This is a genomic window from Micromonospora sp. NPDC049151 (genome assembly GCF_040648395.1).
GTDB lineage: Bacteria > Actinomycetota > Actinomycetes > Mycobacteriales > Micromonosporaceae > Micromonospora.
The window spans coordinates 395,113-412,833 of record NZ_JBEZDP010000001.1; the positions used below are offsets into that span (position 1 = coordinate 395,113).

Below are 17,721 nucleotides of genomic sequence, written 5' to 3' on the forward strand. Positions count from 1 at the left end.
GCGAAATTACTAGGATCGCCTCATGGGGCGTGAGCCGTTCCGTCCTTCCCACGGCAGCGGGAACGACCCGGTAGGTGCGGCGTGGACGGCGATTCGCCGTACCGGCCGGGACACTGTGCGGGATCGGCTGCGGCGGGTGCGGTTGAGCCTGCTCGTGGCGGTGCAGTGCGGGGTGGCCGCCGCAGTCGCGTGGTGGGTCGCGAAGGACCTGATCCACAACCCGCAACCGCTGTTCGCGCCCGCCGTCGCGGTCGGCACCATCGCCAGTTCGGTGAGCCAGCGCTTCCGCCGTACGCTGCTGCTGGTCGCCGGCGTGGCGGTGGGCATCATGCTGGGCGACCTGCTGGTCTCCTGGGTCGGGCAGGGATACGTACAGATCGGCGTCATCGTCGCCGCCGCGATCCTCGTCGCCGTCCTGCTCAGCGACGAGGGCGCGTTCGTCACCCAGGTCGGCGGCAGCGCGATGGTGATCGCCGTGCTGTTCCCGGCCCGGACCGACATCGCGCTGCCCCGCTTCCTCGACGGCGTCGTCGGTGGGGCGGTCGGCATCCTGGTCGCGGTCGTGGTGCTGCCCCTGAACCCGATCTACCGGATCCGGCGGGCCGGCCGGCCCCTGCTCAACCAGATGGCCGCCGGGCTGGACCGCCTGGCCGACGCGGCCCTGGCCCGGGACGCCGAGCTGGCCCGTCAGGTCCTCGACACCCTGCGCCGGCTCGACACCTCGGACGTGGAGACCGTGCTGTCGGCAGCCGACGAGGTCGTCCGCATCTCGCCGCTACGGTGGCACAACCAGAGCGCGCTGCAGGGGTGGCGGCACGGCGCCATCCTCATGATCCGGTCCCTGCTGCACAGCCGCGACGTCGCGCTCAACCTCGAACGCGCGATCCGTGACGACGAGCCCGTTCCGCCGTCGCTCGCCGAGGCCGTGCGGTGCCTGGCCGAGGCCGCGCGCACCGTCGCTGCGGGCTGGTCCCCGTCCACCGACCGGCCCTCCCGATCCCAGCGGGCCGCGATGTCGGCCCTCCGTCTGGCCCAGGAGGCGTTGCGCAGCGGTCTGCGCGTCGGCGGCATCAACGTGGCGAACGAACTCACCATCATCGCGGTGAACACGATCCGGGCGAGCGGGGTGCGCAAGCGCGACGCCGAGTCGTTGCGTCGTGATCTCGCCCCGGACACCGCGGGGGAGACGGGAGAGCGGCACCCCGCGTCGGGTCCGGGGCGGCCGGAACCGGGGCAGGGCCTGTCGCCCGGGATGGGAGAGGCCTCTTAGCCGGAGGGCAACCGAGTCGCGGTCCAAGGCCCAGCTCTCAACCGGGAACTGGGCCTTGGACCTGCTCCGGCACAGGAGACGTCGTCCAGATCAGGCTGGCGTGCCGGTCAGAGCATGACCTCCGCGTCCTCGGCGAGGGTGAAAAGCCCGGCGTCGAACACCAGCTTCACCAGCTTCGTTCCCTTCGGTACGTCGAAGTAGACGTTCGCCTTCACGGCGTTCCCCGGGTTGATCTCGTCGAGGAAGCCCTCGCCGTCCTCGTTGCCGTAGATCGCCGCCTCACCGTCGGCCTCGTACTCCCGGCCGCGTCCGTCGTGTGCGCTGACGGTGCCGTCGGCGTGGAACAGCTTCGCCTTCTTGGTGACGTTCTTCGCGGTCAGGACGACCCGGCAGAAGCTGCCCTGCGCCTTCTTGTTGAGGAAGTCACTGCCGACCTTGGCGATGCCGCACTTGATGCTGTGTGCGGTGAATTCGAAGTCACCACCGCGTACCGTGTCGCCGATCCGGTAGACCTTCGGCGCGTCGGCGGGCTTCTCGCTCTTGACCGGCGGTGGTGCGGCGGCCGAGGTGGGAGCGGAGGTCGAGGCCAGCCCGGCGCCGTCAGCAGCAGGGGCGACGGAAGCGCCGCTGCCGGCCGCGCCGGGGCTCTTGTCGTCGCCGGTCAGGGCGAGCAGGGCCGGTCCACCGCAGCAGAACACCACGACGACGGCGACACCGATGAGCACCGGCATGAGCCACTTCTTCTTCGGCGGCGGTCCGAAGCCAGGCTGACCGGGCGGAGGCGGATACGCGCCAGGGGGACCGGGCGGCGGCGGGGGATAGGAGCCCGGGGGACCGGGCGGTGGCGGGTACGAGCCAGGGTTATGCGGTGCGGTCATGGTGATGCGCTCCCAGGAGATGTGCCCCCGCGCCCCGCGGAGGCGATCACCGACGCTGCCACATAGCCCTTGGCCCGCATAGATCGTTCATTGTCCGGTGCCCGACCGCGTTCACCCGAACAGTTCGCGCACCGTGACCTCGACGGCCGCGAGAATTCCACCGCAGTCGTAGGGGAATGGCCGGAACGGGCGAGCACGCCTCCGGAATCCGGACAGGTTCCGCGCGGTCAGGTGCGGGCGAGCCAGTCCTGGTCGCCCAGGCCGGAGATGTCGAGCACGCGCCGGACCTGCGGGGACGGCAGCACGGTGAGCGCGGCCGGGAACCGCTGCGCGAGCCGGACCACCGCGTGGATGGCGGCCGAGTCGAAGAAGGTGACCGCCCGCAGGTCGAGCGTGAGCTGCTTGGCAGGCTCGCGGAGCGCGGTCTGGAACATGGTGTCGGCGGTCGCCATGTCGACCTCGCCGGTCACCTGGACGCGCACCTGGTCGCCGTCGACCTGCGCCGTCACGGAGAAGACGGGCGCCGCGCCCCCTTGATCCACGGAGCAACAATGGCACAGCGTTTGCGGCACGGCAATAATCTGCCCGGCGGGCCTGTGGCGAGGGGCACATCCGCCCCGGCGATAGGCTTGGAGCATGACCGTCCGTGCGCCGCTGACCCCCGGCACGCTCTCCCCGTGGCGAGCGGTTCCCGCCCACATCCCGCGCCCGGAGTACGTGGGTAAGAAGCGCCCGCAGGAGTGGCGCGGCTCGCACGTGCAGACGCCGGAGACCATCGAGAAGATGCGCGTGGCCGGGCGTCTCGCCGCGCAGGCCACCCAGCTCGCCGGAGAGCACTGCAAGCCCGGGGTGACCACCGACGAGATCGACAGGGTGGTGCACGAGTTCCTCTGCGACCACGGCGCCTACCCGTCGACGCTCGGCTACCGGGGCTTCCCCAAGTCGTGCTGCACCAGCCTCAACGAGGTGATCTGCCACGGCATCCCGGACACCACGGTGCTCCAGGACGGCGACATCATCAACGTCGACGTCACCGCGTTCCTGGACGGTGTGCACGGCGACACCGACGCGACGTTCTGCGTGGGTGAGGTGAGCGAGGAGGCCCGCCTGCTGGTCGAGCGGACCCACACGGCGATGATGCGCGGCATCAAGGCCATCGCGCCGGGGCGGCAGATCAACGTCATCGGCCGGGTGATCGAGTCGTACGCGAAGCGCTTCGGCTACGGCGTGGTCCGCGACTTCACCGGGCACGGCATCGGCGAGGCGTTCCACAGTGGCCTCTACGTGCCGCACTACGACAGCCCGCGCCCCACCGACGTGATGGAGCCCGGCATGACGTTCACCGTCGAGCCGATGATCACGCTCGGCACCTACCAGTACGACATGTGGGACGACGGCTGGACGGTCGTCACCAAGGATCGCAAGTGGACGGCCCAGTTCGAGCACACCATCGTCGTGACCGACGACGGCTACGAGATCCTGACGCTGCCGTGACCGACACCCCTGCGGCACTGCGCGAGGCGCACCACGCGGACGTCTCCGGCGGCTGGCTGCGTCCGGCCGTCTTCGGCGCGATGGACGGGCTGGTCACCAACATCGCGCTGATCGCCGGTGTGGGCGGCGGCGGGGTGTCGCCGCGCAGCGTGGTGCTCACCGGCGCGGCCGGCCTGGTGGCCGGCGCCATCTCGATGGGCCTCGGCGAGTACACGAGCGTCCGGTCGGCGAACGAGCAGGTCGCCGCCGAGGTGGCCAAGGAGCGGCGCGAGCTGGAACGCCACCCGGAGGCCGAGGCCCGGGAACTCGCAGACGCTTGGGTCGCCCGTGGACTGTCCCGCGAACTGGCGACACAGGTCGCCGAGGCGGTACGCGCCAACCCGGAGGAGGCGCTGCGGGTGCACGTACGGGAGGAGCTGGGCGTCGACCCCGACGACCAGCCCAGCCCGTGGGCCGCAGCGATCTCGTCGTTCGTCTGCTTTTCGATCGGCGCGCTGGTGCCGCTGCTGCCGTACCTGCTCGGCTTCACCAGCCTCTGGCTGGCGCTCGGCGTCGGCGGCGTCGGCCTCTTCGTCGCCGGTGCGATCGTGGCCCGGTTCACCAACCGCGCCTGGTGGCGTGCCGGTCTGCGGCAGTTGCTGCTCGGCGCGCTGGCGGCCGGCGCGACCTACCTGATCGGCGCGCTGATCGGCGTCAGCGGCGGTATCGGCTGAGTCTGAGCCACCCCGGCCGTCAACCGGACAGCAGGTCGTCGATGGTGCCGTCGACCGGCCGTCCCCGGGCGGCCAGCTCCTCGGCCTGCCGGGTCAGCACCGCGCCGACCTCCGTCATGTCCGCCCCGGCCAGCCCGGTACGCCGCACCGCGTCCCCCGGGTCGCGGAAGTAGGTGCGGCTGAACAGTCCCTGCACCGTCGCGGCGGCCAGCCGCGCCTCGCCGAGCATCAGCAGCGCCTGGTCCGTCTCGTACCACTCGGCCAGCCGCAACGCGCGGGCGTGCGCCGCGCTGCCCCGGTACCACGCCTGCCGCGCGACACCGGTGAACTCGGCCGGCCGGGCCCGCGCCAGCCGCGCCAGGTGCTCGTCGCGCAGCTTCCGCAGCCAGCCGGTCGGATCGTGCAGGGCGCGGGTGGTCACGTACCGGTCCGCTGCCAGCGGCCAGCGGGACGTGATCGTCGTCGCCCGGCGCAGGTAGTCGTCCGCCCCGGCCACTGTCAGGTCGACGAGCACCCCGTCCACCCGCCGCGTGGCGGGCGGCGGCCCGGCGCCGGGCCGGTAGGTGACGACCAGCAGGCCGACCTCGCGGTCCCCGCCGCCGTCGTCGTCGCCGTGCGCGAGCGGACCGTGTACGGCGACCGCCAGCACGTCCGCCGGGAACCGCCGCAGGGCCGCAGGCGGTGTTCCGGCCAGCCCCACAGCGACTCGACGTCCCCGACGACGGTTGCCGGGAGCTTCTCGATCTGCTCGCTCAGATGACGCACGGTCGCGACCGCCTCGTCGTGCCGGCCGGCGAGGGAGAGCGCCTGCGCCCGGCCCGCCAGCAGACCGCAAGTGGCTGCGGACGGCCTGGCGACGAGCGGCAGGACCTCTTCGGAGATCGTGACGACGGCGTCAGGCCGTCGACCGTCGTAGCAGCCGTTGACGATGTCCCAGGCACGCGTCAGGACTCGTGTGTCGGGATCGCGGGATTCGTCGGCGGCTCTCTGGGCGCTGGCCCACCATCTCCTCGACAGCAGGGCGTGTCCCGACGCGACGAGGCTGAGCGCGACGATCACCGACAGCGCCGCGGCGGCACGTAGCAGCTGTGGGCGGCGCCGATCGTCAGCTGCGGCGAGTTGATGCTGGAGGACTGTCAGATCCCGGCCGAGTTGGGTCATCAGCTGGTCGTGTGGCTGGCGATAGTAGGCCGTGCCGTAGGAGGCGACGATTTCTCCCCACGCGTCGGAGCCGACGTCGACCGCTGTGTCGAGGCCGTGCCGCAGCGCCTCCCAGCCGACCAGCCGGTCGACTGTGGGAAGAGCGGCGAGCGAAGTCATGGCTTGGAGGACCGACCTTCTCGGCATGTCGATGTCGTCGGCACAGCTGCTGTCGTACGCCTTCTTGAGCGAGCCGTTCTTCGACAGCGCCCGGTCGTAGGCGGCCACGACGGCAGGGTTGGCGGGGCGGTCGCCACGCTCGATCTGCCCGAGGTAGCCGAAGTCGTACCTGATGAGGTCGGCGAACTTCCGCAGTGACCAACCCGCGGCTACCCGATGCTGCCTGAGTATGTCCCCGAAACGGTCCATGCCGCCCTCTCCGGCTGTGGGCTTGCGTGTGGGCCCACTGCTCACCGCTGCCCCTGCTCTGCGTAATCGGGATGCTACCCACGCCGACCTATTCGGAGCGGCCCGTGTGAGCCCTGTCGGCGTACCGCGATCACGCTGCGACGACAGGTGCCGGGAGCGGGTTGTAATCGGCCCGCTCTCCACGGCCGGATGGCACCGACGAAGGACAGGTTCGATGAGGATCATCCCGTTCCGACGCCGACGCGACCGTCGGCCCGAGCGCCGTGCGATGTGCTATCGCTCTGCGGCGTACCAGACGCTGCGCCCCTGGCAGGTACGGGAACGAACGTTCAGCTCCGCACCGCTGGGCCGACGCGGGCTCGATCCCGAACAGGTCCGGGAGTTCCTGGACCTGGTGACGGGCGATCTCGCGACGGTCTATGACGCGTTGGCCGAGAGCCGCCGGGAGACCGGCCGGGTGAAGGACGCCCTGCGGCGCTGGCAGTCCGAGCAGGCCCGTGCGCGGGCCGGGCGGGAGCAGGAGCAGGAGCGATGACCGAGCGGTGGATCATCCATCTGCCGATGGTCGTCAACGACCTCGTGTCTGCGCAGCGACTCGCCCGTGTGGTCGCACATTGGAGCCACGTCCTCCCGCAGACCGAACCAGGCGGCACCAGCGTCTCTCCCGAGGACGATCAGAACGTGCGGCACTGGGTCTTCTGCGACCGCAACCTGGCCGAGGGACGCCGCTGCCTGCTCCGACCGGATCACGACGGCGACTGCTCGTCGCGACTCCGGCCACGGTGAGCCCTCGCTCAGGCGTTCGGGACCAGCCGGAACACGCGGATCTCGCGGCCACCGGCCCGCTCGACGTACGTGCGGTACGCGGGCCACTCCTGCACCAGCCGCTGAAACAGCCGTTCCCGTTCCTCGCCGGTGACCTGCTCGGCGGTGACCGGGATCCGGCGCCCCTTGACGTCCACCTCGGCGCCCGGGTTGGCCATCAGGTTGAACGTCCAGGACGGCTGGTGCTGCTGCCCCCAGTTCGAGCCGATCACCACGTAGGCGTCGCCGTCGGGGACGTACACCAGGGGGTTGCTGCGGGGCTTGCCGGAGCGGCGGCCGGTGGAGGTGAGCACCAGCGTGGGCACCAGCCCGAAGGCGACCACGCGCCCTTTCGTCATCCGGCCGACCAGCCGGTCGGCCGGGACGAGCAGGCGCATGGTGGCGCCGAACCAACGCTGGTGACCGAGACGGCGGGTGAGGGATCCCAGGGCTGACATCCGACAAGTGTGCCGCCCGCACCGTGGTCCGTCATCCCTCGGACGGTCAGTCAGTCGAGGCGGCGTTCGATCGGCAGGCGGGACCGGGTGAACAGCGCGGCGCCGCCCATCGCCACCAGCGGTACCACGACCAGCGCGGCGAGCGTCACGCCGGGCACCGTCACCGGGTACGGCGGCTGCACCGGCCAGGAGTCCGCGTACCGCTGGTTGAGCGCGGCGAGGACGACCACGGCGGAGCCGAGCCCGGCGACGATGCCCAGTGCGGAGCCGAGGACCGCGATGACCCCGGCCTGGCAGAGCGACAGCAGGCGTCGTACCCGGGGATCGGCGCCGACCGCCGCGAGCGTGGACAGGTCCCGGCGGCCCTCGGCCGCGGCGAGGCCGGTGGCCACGGCGGCGGCGCCGAGCGTGATCACCCCGGAGGCCACCGCCAGCAGGAGCAGCATCGGCCGCTGGTCCGACGGCGGGTCGGCGGTCGCCACCTGCGCCGACATGGGCCCGATCTCGAACAGCTCGTCGGTCAGCATCTCGGTCTGCTGCTCGGTGGGCGAGCCGGCGGTGTCCAGCAGGTAGCCCAACGGCACGGCGGACAGGCCGAGCGCGTCCGCGGCGGCGGGGGAGAGCACCAGCCGGTCGACGCTGAGACCGCCGCGCAGCGCGTACCCGGGCAGGAGACGCCCGGTGGGCGGGCCGCCGGAGTTGTAGTTGACCTCCACCCGGACCTGCCCGTCCGTCACCCGCCGGGCGTCGGTGACCACCACGCCCCCGGCGGCGAGCGTCCGGCGCGCGGCGGCCAGTTCGTCGGCGGGCGCGTCGGTGAGTGGGGCCAGCGCGGCGCCGTCGTCCACGAGCACCGGCAGGTACACGTCGACCGGCTCCTGGAAGGGGATCACGCAGCGCGGATCGCGCCGGGCCGAGTCGGGGACCGGGTCGGAGGAGGTGTACGGGCAGCGCTGCTCGGGCGGAACGACCGCGTACGCGGCGCAGTCGTCCTTCTCCCGGACGCTGCCGGCGCAGCCGGGGATCGCGACGGGCGTCACAGTGGCGTCGGGCAGGACGGTGCGGGCCCGGGTGGCGACGACGTCGGCCGACGGAGGATCCGCCGGGATGTCGCCGGAGTGGGTGAGCAGCACGTTCCCCGGCGGCAGGCCCGGCTGCCAGAGTTCCCGGGAGCGGGTCTCGTCGCTCGCCACGTAGACGCCGATCGCGACGCTTCCGGCGACCGCGGCCATCACCGCCGAGATGGCGGGCGCGGCCGACGACCGGTTGCGGCTGGCGTCGCGCAACGCGAGCCGGGGCGTCAGCGGCAGCAGCCGGCCGGCCCGGCCCAGGACCCCGACCAGCGTCGGGGTGCAGAACACCAGCCCCAGCTCACCCAGGGCGACGCCGGCCAGCACACCGGTCTGCGAGGTGCGGCCGGCGGCGAACGCGGCGAGAGCGGTTCCGGCGACGGTGAGCGCCACCCCGATCAGCAGCCAGCGGCGGCGGGGCCGGCTCGCGTCGCGCCGGCCGGCCAGGCCGGTCGCCACGTCCTGCCGGGCCGCCGTCCAGGCCGGCGCCATCGCCGCCAGCACCCCGGCCAGCACCGCCGTCGCGGCGATCGCCACCAGCGCGCTCGGGAAGATCCGGTACGCCCCGAGGCGCTCCCCGAGCACGTACTGCTCGACGAGCGGCCGGCCGGCGAACGCGGCGCCGATGCCGAGCAGCAGGCCGAGGGCGGCCCCGCCGGCGCCGAGCACCACCCCGTCGGCGAGCACGATCCGGCGCAGGTGGGAGGCGTCGCCACCGGCCACCGCGACGAGCGCGAGGTCCCGCCGCCGACGCCGGACGCTCACCGCGAAGGCCGGGCCGACCAGCAGCACCACCTCCAGCAGGCCCAGCCCGCCGACCACTCCGACGACGCCGGCCTCGTCAGCGTCCGGTACGCGCATGCCGCGGGTGAACTCCTGCCGTCCCGGCAGCGGGTCACGGACGACGACCTGGATGCCCTGCGCGTTCAGCCGGTCGACGAGCCCCGGGTCCAGCGGGCCGGGCAGGTCCACCAGCCAGGTGTCGCTGCCGACCGCGGCCTCCGGGATCACCCCGGCCATCGTGACCACGTCCCGGAGGTTGTCCGGGTACTCCACCACCCCGACCACCCGGTACGTGGCGCCGTCGATGCTGCGTACCGGGTCGCCGATGCGGGTCTCGAGCCGGCGCAGCGCCGCCGGGCTGACCGCGATCTCGTCGGGGCGTACCGGCGGCCGGCCGTCGCGTACCTCGGCCAGCGGCCGGGTGAGCGGGTCGGTCAGGTCCAGGGCGCGCGCCTCGATCGATTCGACGTGCCGGCCGACCCGCGTCGAGAACGTCATCCACCAGCGCGTGCGGGCGACCCGGCTGCCCTCGGGCAGCAGCGCGCGCACCTCCTCGGCGGTCGCCGGGCGGGTCCGGCCGACCCATTCGCCCTGGACCGGCCAGGCCGACTCGCCCCAGGCGTCCTGCGTCACAGGCACCAGGCTTTCCCAGCGCAGCGCGACGTCGCCGCCGCCGAGCTGGCGCTCGATGCGCTCGGCCCGGGTCAGATCGCCCATGTCGTAGCTGACCGCGGCGAAGCTGAGGCCGAACACCGGCAGCGCGATCATCACCAGCACCAGCAGCGTGCGCCGCCGGGCCCGCCGGGCCTCCCGGCGGGCGATCCGCAGCGCGGTCCGCCACGACCCGTGTACGGCGGCGAGGCGGCCGCCGGTCACCGGATGCTGCCGCTGAGCAGGTGGTCGACGCCGATCAGCGGGGCGGTCGAGTCGACCATCACGCCGTCGCGCAGGAAGACCACCCGGTCCGCCCAGCCGGCGTGCCGGGCCTCGTGGGTGACAAGCACCCCCGCCGCTCCGGCGTCCACCCGGCGGCGCAGCAGGTGCAGCACCGCCTCGCCGGTCTGGGAGTCCAGCGCGCCGGTCGGCTCGTCGGCGAGGACCAGGCGGCGCTCGCCGACGAGGGCCCGGGCGATCGCCACCCGCTGCTGCTGGCCGCCGGACATCTGGTCCGGGAAGCGGTCGGCCAGGTCCTCCAGGTCGACCTCGCGCAACGCGGCCAGGGCCAGTTGGCGGGCCGCCCGTACGCCGGTGCCGTCCAGTTCCAGGGGCAGCGCCACGTTCTCCACGGCGGTCAGGCTGCCGAGGAGGTTCAGGTCCTGGAAGACGTATCCGATCCGGCGGCGGCGCAGCCGGGCCAGCTCGCGGGCGGAGAGCCCGACCAGTGCCTCGCCCTCGACCACCACCTCGCCGCCGGTGGGCCGGTCCAGGCCGCCGGCCAGCGCCAGCAGCGTGGACTTGCCGGACCCGGAGGGGCCCATCACCGCCACCAGTTCACCGGCCCGCACGGTCAGGCTCACGCCGCGCAGCGCGTGCACGGCGGCCTCGCCGGCGCCGTGGGTCCGGCGTACGTCCCGCAGTTCCAGCACCCCGTCGATCGGGTCCATCAGTGCCTCCCGTGCCGGGTCACCGGCGGGCTTCGTCGCCGGCCCGGTCCACCGCCTCGGAGTGGTCGACCGCCCGGATCGGCGCCGGGCGGTGCCGGACCAGGCTCGTCTCGCAGTGGTCGAGCCACCGCACCTCGGCCTCGGTCTGGAAGATCATCGCGTCCAGCACCAGCCGCCAGGGTAGATCCTCCGGCTTGTCGCTCGTGTACTTCAACCGGGTGAACTCCTGGAGCGCGCGCATGGTGGCGGTGCGCTGGGTCTGCACCACCGCCCGCACGTCGACGCCCGGGGTGGTGAGCGCCAGCGCCAGTTTGATCGACAGTTCGTCGCGGGGGCGGTCGGCGCGGCTGATCGGCGTGGCGAACCAGAGCGCCAGGTCCGCGCGTCCGGCGTCGGTGATCTCGTACGGCCGCTGCCCGCTCTCGTTCTCCGGGAGCGGGCGCACCAGGCCGTCACGTTCCAGCCGGGCCAGCGTGGTGTAGACCTGTCCGATGTTCAGCGGCCAGGTCGACCCGGTGGACTCCTCGAACGCGGCACGGAGCTGGTAGCCGTACATCTGACCGCGTTCGAGCAGGGCGAGCAGGCCGTGACGGATGGACATGGTCGTGAGTATGCATACCTGGTATGCGCTACGCAACCGGAGGGTTCCGCCGGGTGACCGGCCGCACGCTCACGCGGGGCGGCCCGGGAACGCGACGGTGACCGGTGTCACGCCCGCCGTGCGGCGCCAGCGGGTGGCGCGCAACGCGCAGTCGGTGAGCGCTGCAAGCGCGGTGTTGCGGTCCGCGCCGGTGGTGTGCGGCAGCGCGGCCCGCCAGTGCCCGGCCGTCCGTTCCTCGATCTCCACCGCCAGGCGCAGCGCGCTGGCCCGGTCCGTCACCGGATAGGGCAGCGCGTATCCGGCCCGGTCGGCGGGCACCTGCCCGGAACCCTCGGCGAGCTGGAGCAGCAGCGCGTCGCGGCGGGACCGGTGGGCCGCCTCGGCGGCGCGGGCCGCCGTACGCGCCGCCTCGGTCAGGTGCACGCCGATCACCCCGTACGCCCAGATCGCCGCGTACTCGGCGGCGAGCGCGTCGGCGAGGGCCGTGGCCGGGCCGTTCGTCGGGTTCACGCTGTTCCGGCCGGGCGTGCCCGCACGGCCCTCGCTCCGCTCGGTGCGTTCGTTCACTTGAGTGCCTCCACGTGGGTGGCGCGCGCGGCGGCGATCGAACCGAGCAGCGCGGCCCGCTCGGCCGGCGCCTCGGCGCACGCCCGGGCCGCGTTCACGCGGCCCTCCTGCTCGGCCCGGCGCAGCTCGGGAAGCACGGCGTCGGGGGCGGGCGCGCTCGCCGAGGCCCCGGCCGCCGGGGCGCCGGAGGGTGCCGGCCGGCCGATCACCCGGCGTAGCTCCTCGGCGTGCGCCCGGTGCGCGTCGGCGATCGGGGTGAGCCGCCCGGCCAGCGCCGGCGCGGCGGTGGCGGCGGCCCGGTAGCGGGCCTCCAGCGCGAGCGCCTCGGCGGCCAGCGGCTCCAGCGCGTCCGGCGCCGGTGGCTCCTTGTCGCGGTCGAAAAGATCACAACCGGTCAGCGGCGCCGTCGCGCCGCCGAGCGCCACGAGCCCGCCGGCGCGTAGCAGCCAGCGCCGGGAATGCCCCGCTCCGACCTGGTTGGTTGGTGTTCTGCCGATCCCCACCTGACAGAGTCAACACCATCCGCGCTGCCTTGTGGGTCAGGGTCTCGGTGCGCCGCCGGGTCCGTCGACGGCCACAAGCGTTACGCTCTGCGCAACCACCGGGCGCGGACGCCCCGGTGGCGCGCCGGTATGGCGGGCCGAACGCCCGCACCGGCCCGGACAACACGGCCCGCGGGTCGTGGCAACAGCAGGAGAGGTGCGCGCAATGACGCAGCGTGGCCGTGCCACCCGGCCGACGGGGCCCGCCGGGCGGCCCCGCCGGTCCGACGGGCCCCGCGGCACGGACCGGAGCGGCGCACCCCGCGGCGACCTCGCCGCCCGCCGCAACCGGCTGCGCGAGGTGATCGAACCGGTCGTCACGGCGGCCGGTTACGACCTGGAGGACCTCTCCGTCTCCCGCGCCGGCCGGCGGCACGTGGTCCGGGTGATCGTGGACGCCGACGGCGGGATCAACCTGGACGCCGTGGCGGACGTCTCCCGCGCGGTCTCGGCGGCGCTGGACGCGGCCGAGGAGGCCGGTGGCGACATCGTCGCCGGCGAGTACCAGCTCGAGGTCAGCTCGCCCGGCGTGGACCGCCCGCTCACCCTGCCCCGGCACTGGCGGCGCAACGCCGGGCGGCTGGTAAAGGTCACCGTCCGCGGCGACGCGGGGGACCGCCAGCTCACCGGCCGCATCACGGCCGCCGACGACGAACGCGTGGTGCTGGAGACCGACGCCGGCCCCGCCGAACACCCGTACGCCGAACTCGGGCCCGGCCGGGTCCAGGTGGAGTTCAACCGCCTGGACGACCTGGCCGACGAGGACTTCGGTGACGACACCGACGACGACGAAGATCTGGAGGACGAGGAGAGGTGAACATCGACCTCGCGGCGCTGCGCGCCCTGGAGCGCGAGCGGGAGATCCCGTTCGACACGATCCTCGCGGCGATCGAGACCGCGCTGCTGACCGCCTACCGGCACACCGACGGCGCCGAGCCGCACGCCCGGGTGGAGATCGACCGCAAGAGCGGGGCCGCCTCGGTCTTCGCGCAGGAACTGGACGCCGACGGCACGGTGACCCGGGAGTGGGACGACACACCGCACGACTTCGGGCGGATCGCCGCCATGACCGCCAAGCAGGTGATCCTCCAGCGGCTGCGCGAGGCCACCGACGAGGTGCACTTCGGCGAGTACGTCGGCCGCGACGGTGACCTGGTCACCGGCGTGGTGCAGGCGCACGAGACGCGCCGGGAGAAGGGCATCATCAGCGTCGACCTGGGCAAGCTGGAAGGCGTCCTGCCCCAGTCCGAGCAGGTCCCGGGCGAGGATCCGCAGCACGGCGAGCGGATCCGCTGCGTGGTCGTGCACGTCGCCAAGGGCATGCGCGGGCCGCAGATCACGCTGTCCCGCACGCACCCGGCGCTGGTGAAGAAGCTGTTCGCGCTGGAGGTTCCGGAGATCGCCGACGGCACCGTGGAGATCGCCGCGATCGCGCGTGAGGCAGGTCACCGTACGAAGATCGCCGTACGGTCGACCACGCCCGGCGTGAACGCCAAGGGCGCCTGCATCGGGCCGATGGGCCAGCGGGTGCGCGCCGTGATGAGCGAGCTGCACGGCGAGAAGATCGACATCATCGACTGGTCGGACGACCCGGCGACGTTCGTCGGCAACGCGTTGTCGCCGGCCAAGGCGCTGCGGGTCGAGGTGGTCGACCTGGCCACCCGTACCGCCCGGGTGACCGTCCCGGACTTCCAGCTCTCGCTCGCGATCGGCCGGGAAGGGCAGAACGCCCGCCTCGCGGCACGCCTGACCGGTTGGCGCATCGACATCCGGTCCGACGCGGAGACCGCCGCGCCGGGCGGTGGCCGGGGCGGAGCTGATCACGTACGGGAGCCGGGCGGCGCGATCTCGGGCAGCTAGGGGTAGACTTTCTCAGTGGCACGACGCGCGCTGCCGGAGCGCACCTGTGTGGGCTGCCGGAAACGAGCGCCGGCCAGCGAGTTGTTGCGGGTCGTCGCGATCGGTGACGAGGCTGGTCATTCCAGCCTCCGGCCCGATCCGGCCCGCAGACTGCCGGGTCGGGGAGCGAACATGCACCCTGATCCGGCCTGCTTCGCGCAGGCGGTGCGTCGCCGCGCCTTCGGGCGGGCACTGCGCCTCACCGGGGTCCCCGACCACGGTGCGCTTGCGGAGCACGTCGACGCGCAACCCCCGACGACCGGTCAACCCGACCGGTCGAGGGTCGCTAGCAAGGTAGGACGACCGACATGAGCACACGATGAAGTCCCTGAAATGACCAGGCTTCAAGTGCAGGAGTGAGGTCGCTGCGGGTGCTGCCCGCACGACCTCGGAGTGAGGAGTGCAGTGGCAGGAAAGGCCCGCGTACACGAGCTTGCCAAGGAGCTCGGGGTCGAAAGCAAGACCGTTCTCGCCAAGCTCAAGGAGATGGGCGAGTTCGTGAAGTCCGCGTCCAGCACCGTCGAGGCGCCTGTCGCCCGACGGCTGCGTAGCGCGTTCGTAGCCGGTTCGTCGGCGCCCGCCGGTCCGCCGGCTGCCGCGCCCAGTGGCCCGGCACCGACCCCGACGCCCACCCCGACCCCGGGTGCCCCCCGGGTCTCGGCCAGGCCGATGCCGCCCCGGCGTCCGGCCGCGCCGACCCCTGGACCGAAGCCCAAGGGCCCGGTCCCCGGCCCGCCGCAGCCGGCGACTCCGGTCGCCAAGCCGGCGAGCGCGCACGACATCGAAGTGGCGGCCGCCGAGGCGCGTGCCGCCGCGCTCAAGGCTGAGCAGGAGGCCGCGGTCAAGGCCGCCCAGGCCGCCCGCCAGCAGCAGCGCGAGACCGTACGCCGGGAGCCTCCGGCCGAGGGCGGTCCCCGTCCCGGCCCGCGTCCCGGCCCGAACGCCATGCCGCCGCGTCCGGGTTCCCCGGCCGCCGGCCGTCCCGGTGGTCCGGGACAGGGTCAGGGCCCCGGTGCCCGGCCCGGTGGGCGTCCGCCGGCGCGTGGCGCCGGTAACAACCCGTTCGGTATCCAGGGCGGGCAGCAGCAGCGGCCCCCGGCCGCGGGCGCGGGCGGTCCCCGTCCCAGCCCGGCCGGTATGCCGCCGCGGCCGAGCCCGGCCTCGATGCCGCCTCGGCCCAGCCCGGCCTCCATGCCGAGCCAGCGCCCGACCACCGGCCGTCCCGGCGGCCCCGGTGGCGGTCGTGGCGGACCCGGCGGTGGCGCCGGTCGTCCCGGTGGCGGCGGCGGTGGTTACCGCGGCGGTCCCGGCGGCGGTGGCGGTGGCGGTGGTTACCGCGGCGGTCCCGGTGGTGGCGGCGGTGGCGGTGGCTACCGCGGCGGTCCCGGCGGCGGTGGCGGTGCTCCCGGCGGTGGTTTCCGTCCGGGTGGTCCGGTCGGCGGCGGTGGCCGTCCCGGCGGCGGCGGCCGTGGCCGTGGCGGTGGCGCGGCGGGTGCCTTCGGGCGTCCCGGCGGCCGGCCGACCCGTGGTCGCAAGTCCAAGAAGCAGCGCAGACAGGAGTTCGACAACCTGTCGGCGCCGACCATGTCCTCGGGCGCGCCCCGCGGTCAGGGTCAGGTCGTCCGGTTGTCCCGTGGCGCCTCGCTGTCGGACTTCGCCGACAAGATCAACGCCAACCCGGGTTCGCTGGTCCAGGAGATGTTCAACCTGGGCGAGATGGTGACGGCGACCCAGTCGTGCTCCGACGAGACCCTGCAGCTGCTGGGTGAGCACCTCGGCTTCGACGTGCAGATCGTCAGCCCGGAGGACGAGGACCGCGAGCTGCTCGCGCAGTTCAACATCGACCTCGACGCCGAGGTCGCGGAGGACCGCCTGGTCAGCCGTGCGCCGGTGGTGACCGTCATGGGTCACGTCGACCACGGTAAGACCAAGCTGCTCGACGCGATCCGCAAGGCGAACGTGGTGGCCGGCGAGGCGGGTGGCATCACCCAGCACATCGGCGCCTACCAGGTCCACGTCCCGCACGAGGGCGAGGACCGCGCGGTGACGTTCATCGACACCCCGGGTCACGAGGCGTTCACCGCCATGCGTGCCCGTGGCGCCCAGGTCACGGACATCGTGATCCTGGTGGTGGCGGCGGACGACGGCGTGATGCCGCAGACCATCGAGGCGCTCAACCACGCCAAGGCGGCGGACGTGCCGATCGTGGTCGCGGTCAACAAGGTCGACAAGCCCGAGGCGAACCCGGACAAGGTCCGCCAGCAGCTGACCGAGTACGGCCTGGTCGCCGAGGAGTACGGCGGCGAGACCATGTTCGTCAACGTGGCGGCCAAGCCCGGCATCGGCATCGAGGAACTGCTCGAGGCCGTGCTGCTGACCGCCGACGCGTCGCTGGAGCTGACCGCTCCGATCGACGGGCCGGCGCAGGGTGTCGCCATCGAGGCGCACCTGGACAAGGGCCGTGGCGCGGTGGCGACCGTGCTGGTGCAGAAGGGCACCCTGCGTGCCGGTGACTCGATCGTCGCCGGTGGGGCGCACGGCCGCGTGCGGGCCATGCTGGACGAGAACGGCAAGCCGGTCGACTCGGCCGGTCCGGCGCGTCCGGTCATGGTGCTGGGTCTGACCACGGTGCCGGGTGCGGGTGACACCTTCCTGGCCGCCGAGGACGACCGGACCGTGCGGCAGATCGCCGAGCAGCGGCAGGCGCGGAGGCGGGCGGCTTCGTTCGCCAACTCCCGTGGCCGGGCCACTCTCGAGACGCTCATGGAGCAGCTCAAGGAGGGCGAGAAGACCTCGCTCAACCTGGTGCTCAAGGGCGACGTCTCCGGTTCGGTGGAGGCGCTCGAGGACGCGCTGTTCAACCTCGACATCCCCGAGGAGGTCCAGCTTCGGATCATCCACCGGGGCGTGGGTGCGATCACCGAGAGCGACGTCATGCTCGCGAGCGCCTCGTCCGAGGCGGTCACGATCATCGGCTTCAACGTGCGGGCCTCGAACAAGGTCCGCGAGATGGCCGACCGCGAGGGCGTGGAGATCCGGTACTACACCGTCATCTACCAGGCCATCGAGGAGATCGACGCCGCGCTCAAGGGTCTGCTCAAGCCGGAGTACGAGGAGGTCGAGCTGGGCACCGCGGAGATCCGCGACGTCTTCCGCTCGTCCAAGATCGGCAACATCTCCGGCTGTATCGTCCGGTCCGGCCTCATCCGCCGCAACGCCAAGGCGCGGCTGCTGCGGGACGGTGCGGTCGTGGCGGACAACCTCACGATCAGCTCCTTGAAGCGGTTCAAGGACGACGCGACCGAGGTCCGCGAGGGCTTCGAGTGTGGTCTGACGCTGGGCGGCTACAACAACGTCCAGGTCGGCGACATCATCGAGACGTTCGAGATGCGCGAGAAGCCGCGCGCCTGACGACCACGCGTACGACCGGCTGGCGGCCGGGGCCTTCGGGCCCCGGCCGTCGCCGTCT

The 17,721-nt window shown here is 73.2% G+C and carries 19 protein-coding genes; 9 read left to right on the plus strand and 10 right to left on the minus strand.

All coding sequences use genetic code 11. From position 1 onward, the window contains the following. The first annotated feature begins 22 nt into the window (after window positions 1-22). Entirely contained in the window at window positions 23-1,270 is a 1,248-nt protein-coding gene (locus AB0B20_RS01940) for an FUSC family protein (protein ID WP_357382427.1), read from the plus strand. A gap of 107 nt (window positions 1,271-1,377) precedes the next feature. Here AB0B20_RS01940 and AB0B20_RS01945 read toward each other — a convergent pair whose 3' ends face one another. After that, window positions 1,378-2,001: a DUF4352 domain-containing protein gene (locus AB0B20_RS01945; protein WP_357382429.1), complete on the minus strand. Its 624-nt coding sequence runs from the start codon at window positions 1,999-2,001 to the stop codon at window positions 1,378-1,380. 374 nt (window positions 2,002-2,375) lie between these two features. Further along, complete coding sequence (locus tag AB0B20_RS01950) at window positions 2,376-2,690, minus strand: STAS domain-containing protein (RefSeq protein ID WP_357382431.1); 315 nt, start codon at window positions 2,688-2,690, stop codon at window positions 2,376-2,378. 94 nt (window positions 2,691-2,784) lie between these two features. Here AB0B20_RS01950 and map point away from each other — a divergent pair, with 94 nt between their 5' ends. Then, window positions 2,785-3,642 (plus strand): type I methionyl aminopeptidase, encoded by an 858-nt coding sequence (gene map / locus AB0B20_RS01955; protein WP_357382433.1) that lies wholly within the window; start codon window positions 2,785-2,787, stop codon window positions 3,640-3,642. Beyond that, a complete protein-coding gene (locus AB0B20_RS01960) occupies window positions 3,639-4,355 on the plus strand; it encodes a VIT1/CCC1 transporter family protein (RefSeq protein WP_357467345.1) in 717 nt (238 codons plus the stop codon). The genes map and AB0B20_RS01960 overlap by 4 nt, the downstream gene beginning before the upstream one ends. A 19-nt stretch (window positions 4,356-4,374) precedes the next feature. Here the strand turns inward: AB0B20_RS01960 and AB0B20_RS01965 are convergent, their stop codons facing one another. Together AB0B20_RS01965 and AB0B20_RS01970 are read right to left on the minus strand one after the other, a co-directional pair. Next, window positions 4,375-4,869: a hypothetical protein gene (locus tag AB0B20_RS01965; protein WP_357382437.1), complete on the minus strand. Its 495-nt coding sequence runs from the start codon at window positions 4,867-4,869 to the stop codon at window positions 4,375-4,377. Then, window positions 4,854-5,924 (minus strand): helix-turn-helix transcriptional regulator, encoded by a 1,071-nt coding sequence (locus AB0B20_RS01970; RefSeq protein ID WP_357382439.1) that lies wholly within the window; start codon window positions 5,922-5,924, stop codon window positions 4,854-4,856. The genes AB0B20_RS01965 and AB0B20_RS01970 overlap by 16 nt, the downstream gene beginning before the upstream one ends. Window positions 5,925-6,138: 214 nt before the next feature. Between AB0B20_RS01970 and AB0B20_RS01975 the strand changes: the two genes are divergently transcribed. Both AB0B20_RS01975 and AB0B20_RS01980 read left to right on the plus strand, forming a co-directional pair. Continuing rightward, on the plus strand, window positions 6,139-6,459 hold the full coding sequence (locus AB0B20_RS01975; RefSeq protein WP_357467347.1) for a DivIVA domain-containing protein: 321 nt from the start codon (window positions 6,139-6,141) through the stop codon (window positions 6,457-6,459). Further along, the gene (locus AB0B20_RS01980) at window positions 6,456-6,710 is read left to right on the plus strand and encodes a hypothetical protein (RefSeq protein WP_357382443.1); all 255 of its coding nucleotides are present in this window, start codon (window positions 6,456-6,458) and stop codon (window positions 6,708-6,710) included. The genes AB0B20_RS01975 and AB0B20_RS01980 overlap by 4 nt, the downstream gene beginning before the upstream one ends. 8 nt (window positions 6,711-6,718) lie before the next feature. On the opposite strand, the gene AB0B20_RS01985 is transcribed toward AB0B20_RS01980, so the two are convergent. The 6 genes from AB0B20_RS01985 to AB0B20_RS02010 form a co-directional block, all read right to left on the minus strand. Next, complete coding sequence (locus tag AB0B20_RS01985) at window positions 6,719-7,186, minus strand: nitroreductase family deazaflavin-dependent oxidoreductase (RefSeq protein WP_357382445.1); 468 nt, start codon at window positions 7,184-7,186, stop codon at window positions 6,719-6,721. A 50-nt stretch (window positions 7,187-7,236) separates the two neighbouring features. Then, on the minus strand, window positions 7,237-9,915 hold the full coding sequence (locus AB0B20_RS01990) for an ABC transporter permease (protein ID WP_357467351.1): 2,679 nt from the start codon (window positions 9,913-9,915) through the stop codon (window positions 7,237-7,239). Beyond that, on the minus strand, window positions 9,912-10,643 hold the full coding sequence (locus AB0B20_RS01995; RefSeq protein ID WP_357467355.1) for an ABC transporter ATP-binding protein: 732 nt from the start codon (window positions 10,641-10,643) through the stop codon (window positions 9,912-9,914). The genes AB0B20_RS01990 and AB0B20_RS01995 overlap by 4 nt, the downstream gene beginning before the upstream one ends. Before the next feature lie 19 nt (window positions 10,644-10,662). Then, window positions 10,663-11,244 carry a PadR family transcriptional regulator gene (locus AB0B20_RS02000; RefSeq protein ID WP_357382451.1) on the minus strand — a complete coding sequence of 194 codons (582 nt, stop codon included), beginning with the start codon at window positions 11,242-11,244 and terminating at the stop codon, window positions 10,663-10,665. Between the two features lie 69 nt (window positions 11,245-11,313). Continuing rightward, entirely contained in the window at window positions 11,314-11,754 is a 441-nt protein-coding gene (locus AB0B20_RS02005) for a ferritin-like domain-containing protein (protein ID WP_357382762.1), read from the minus strand. 53 nt (window positions 11,755-11,807) lie between these two features. Continuing rightward, window positions 11,808-12,257 carry a hypothetical protein gene (locus tag AB0B20_RS02010; RefSeq protein WP_357382764.1) on the minus strand — a complete coding sequence of 150 codons (450 nt, stop codon included), beginning with the start codon at window positions 12,255-12,257 and terminating at the stop codon, window positions 11,808-11,810. Window positions 12,258-12,519: 262 nt separating this feature from the next. Between AB0B20_RS02010 and rimP the strand changes: the two genes are divergently transcribed. The 4 genes from rimP (at window position 12,520) to infB (ending at window position 17,663) form a co-directional block, all read left to right on the plus strand. Further along, window positions 12,520-13,170, plus strand: coding sequence for a ribosome maturation factor RimP (rimP, locus tag AB0B20_RS02015; RefSeq protein WP_357382453.1), 651 nt, complete (start codon window positions 12,520-12,522; stop codon window positions 13,168-13,170). After that, window positions 13,167-14,213, plus strand: coding sequence for a transcription termination factor NusA (gene nusA / locus AB0B20_RS02020; protein ID WP_357382455.1), 1,047 nt, complete (start codon window positions 13,167-13,169; stop codon window positions 14,211-14,213). Before rimP ends, nusA begins: the two co-directional genes overlap by 4 nt. Window positions 14,214-14,228: 15 nt before the next feature. Next, window positions 14,229-14,564, plus strand: a complete 336-nt coding sequence (locus AB0B20_RS02025) for a YlxR family protein (protein ID WP_357382457.1) — start codon at window positions 14,229-14,231, stop codon at window positions 14,562-14,564. Window positions 14,565-14,657: 93 nt separating this feature from the next. Next, on the plus strand, window positions 14,658-17,663 hold the full coding sequence (gene infB / locus AB0B20_RS02030; protein WP_357467362.1) for a translation initiation factor IF-2: 3,006 nt from the start codon (window positions 14,658-14,660) through the stop codon (window positions 17,661-17,663). The last annotated feature ends 58 nt before the right edge of the window (window positions 17,664-17,721 follow it).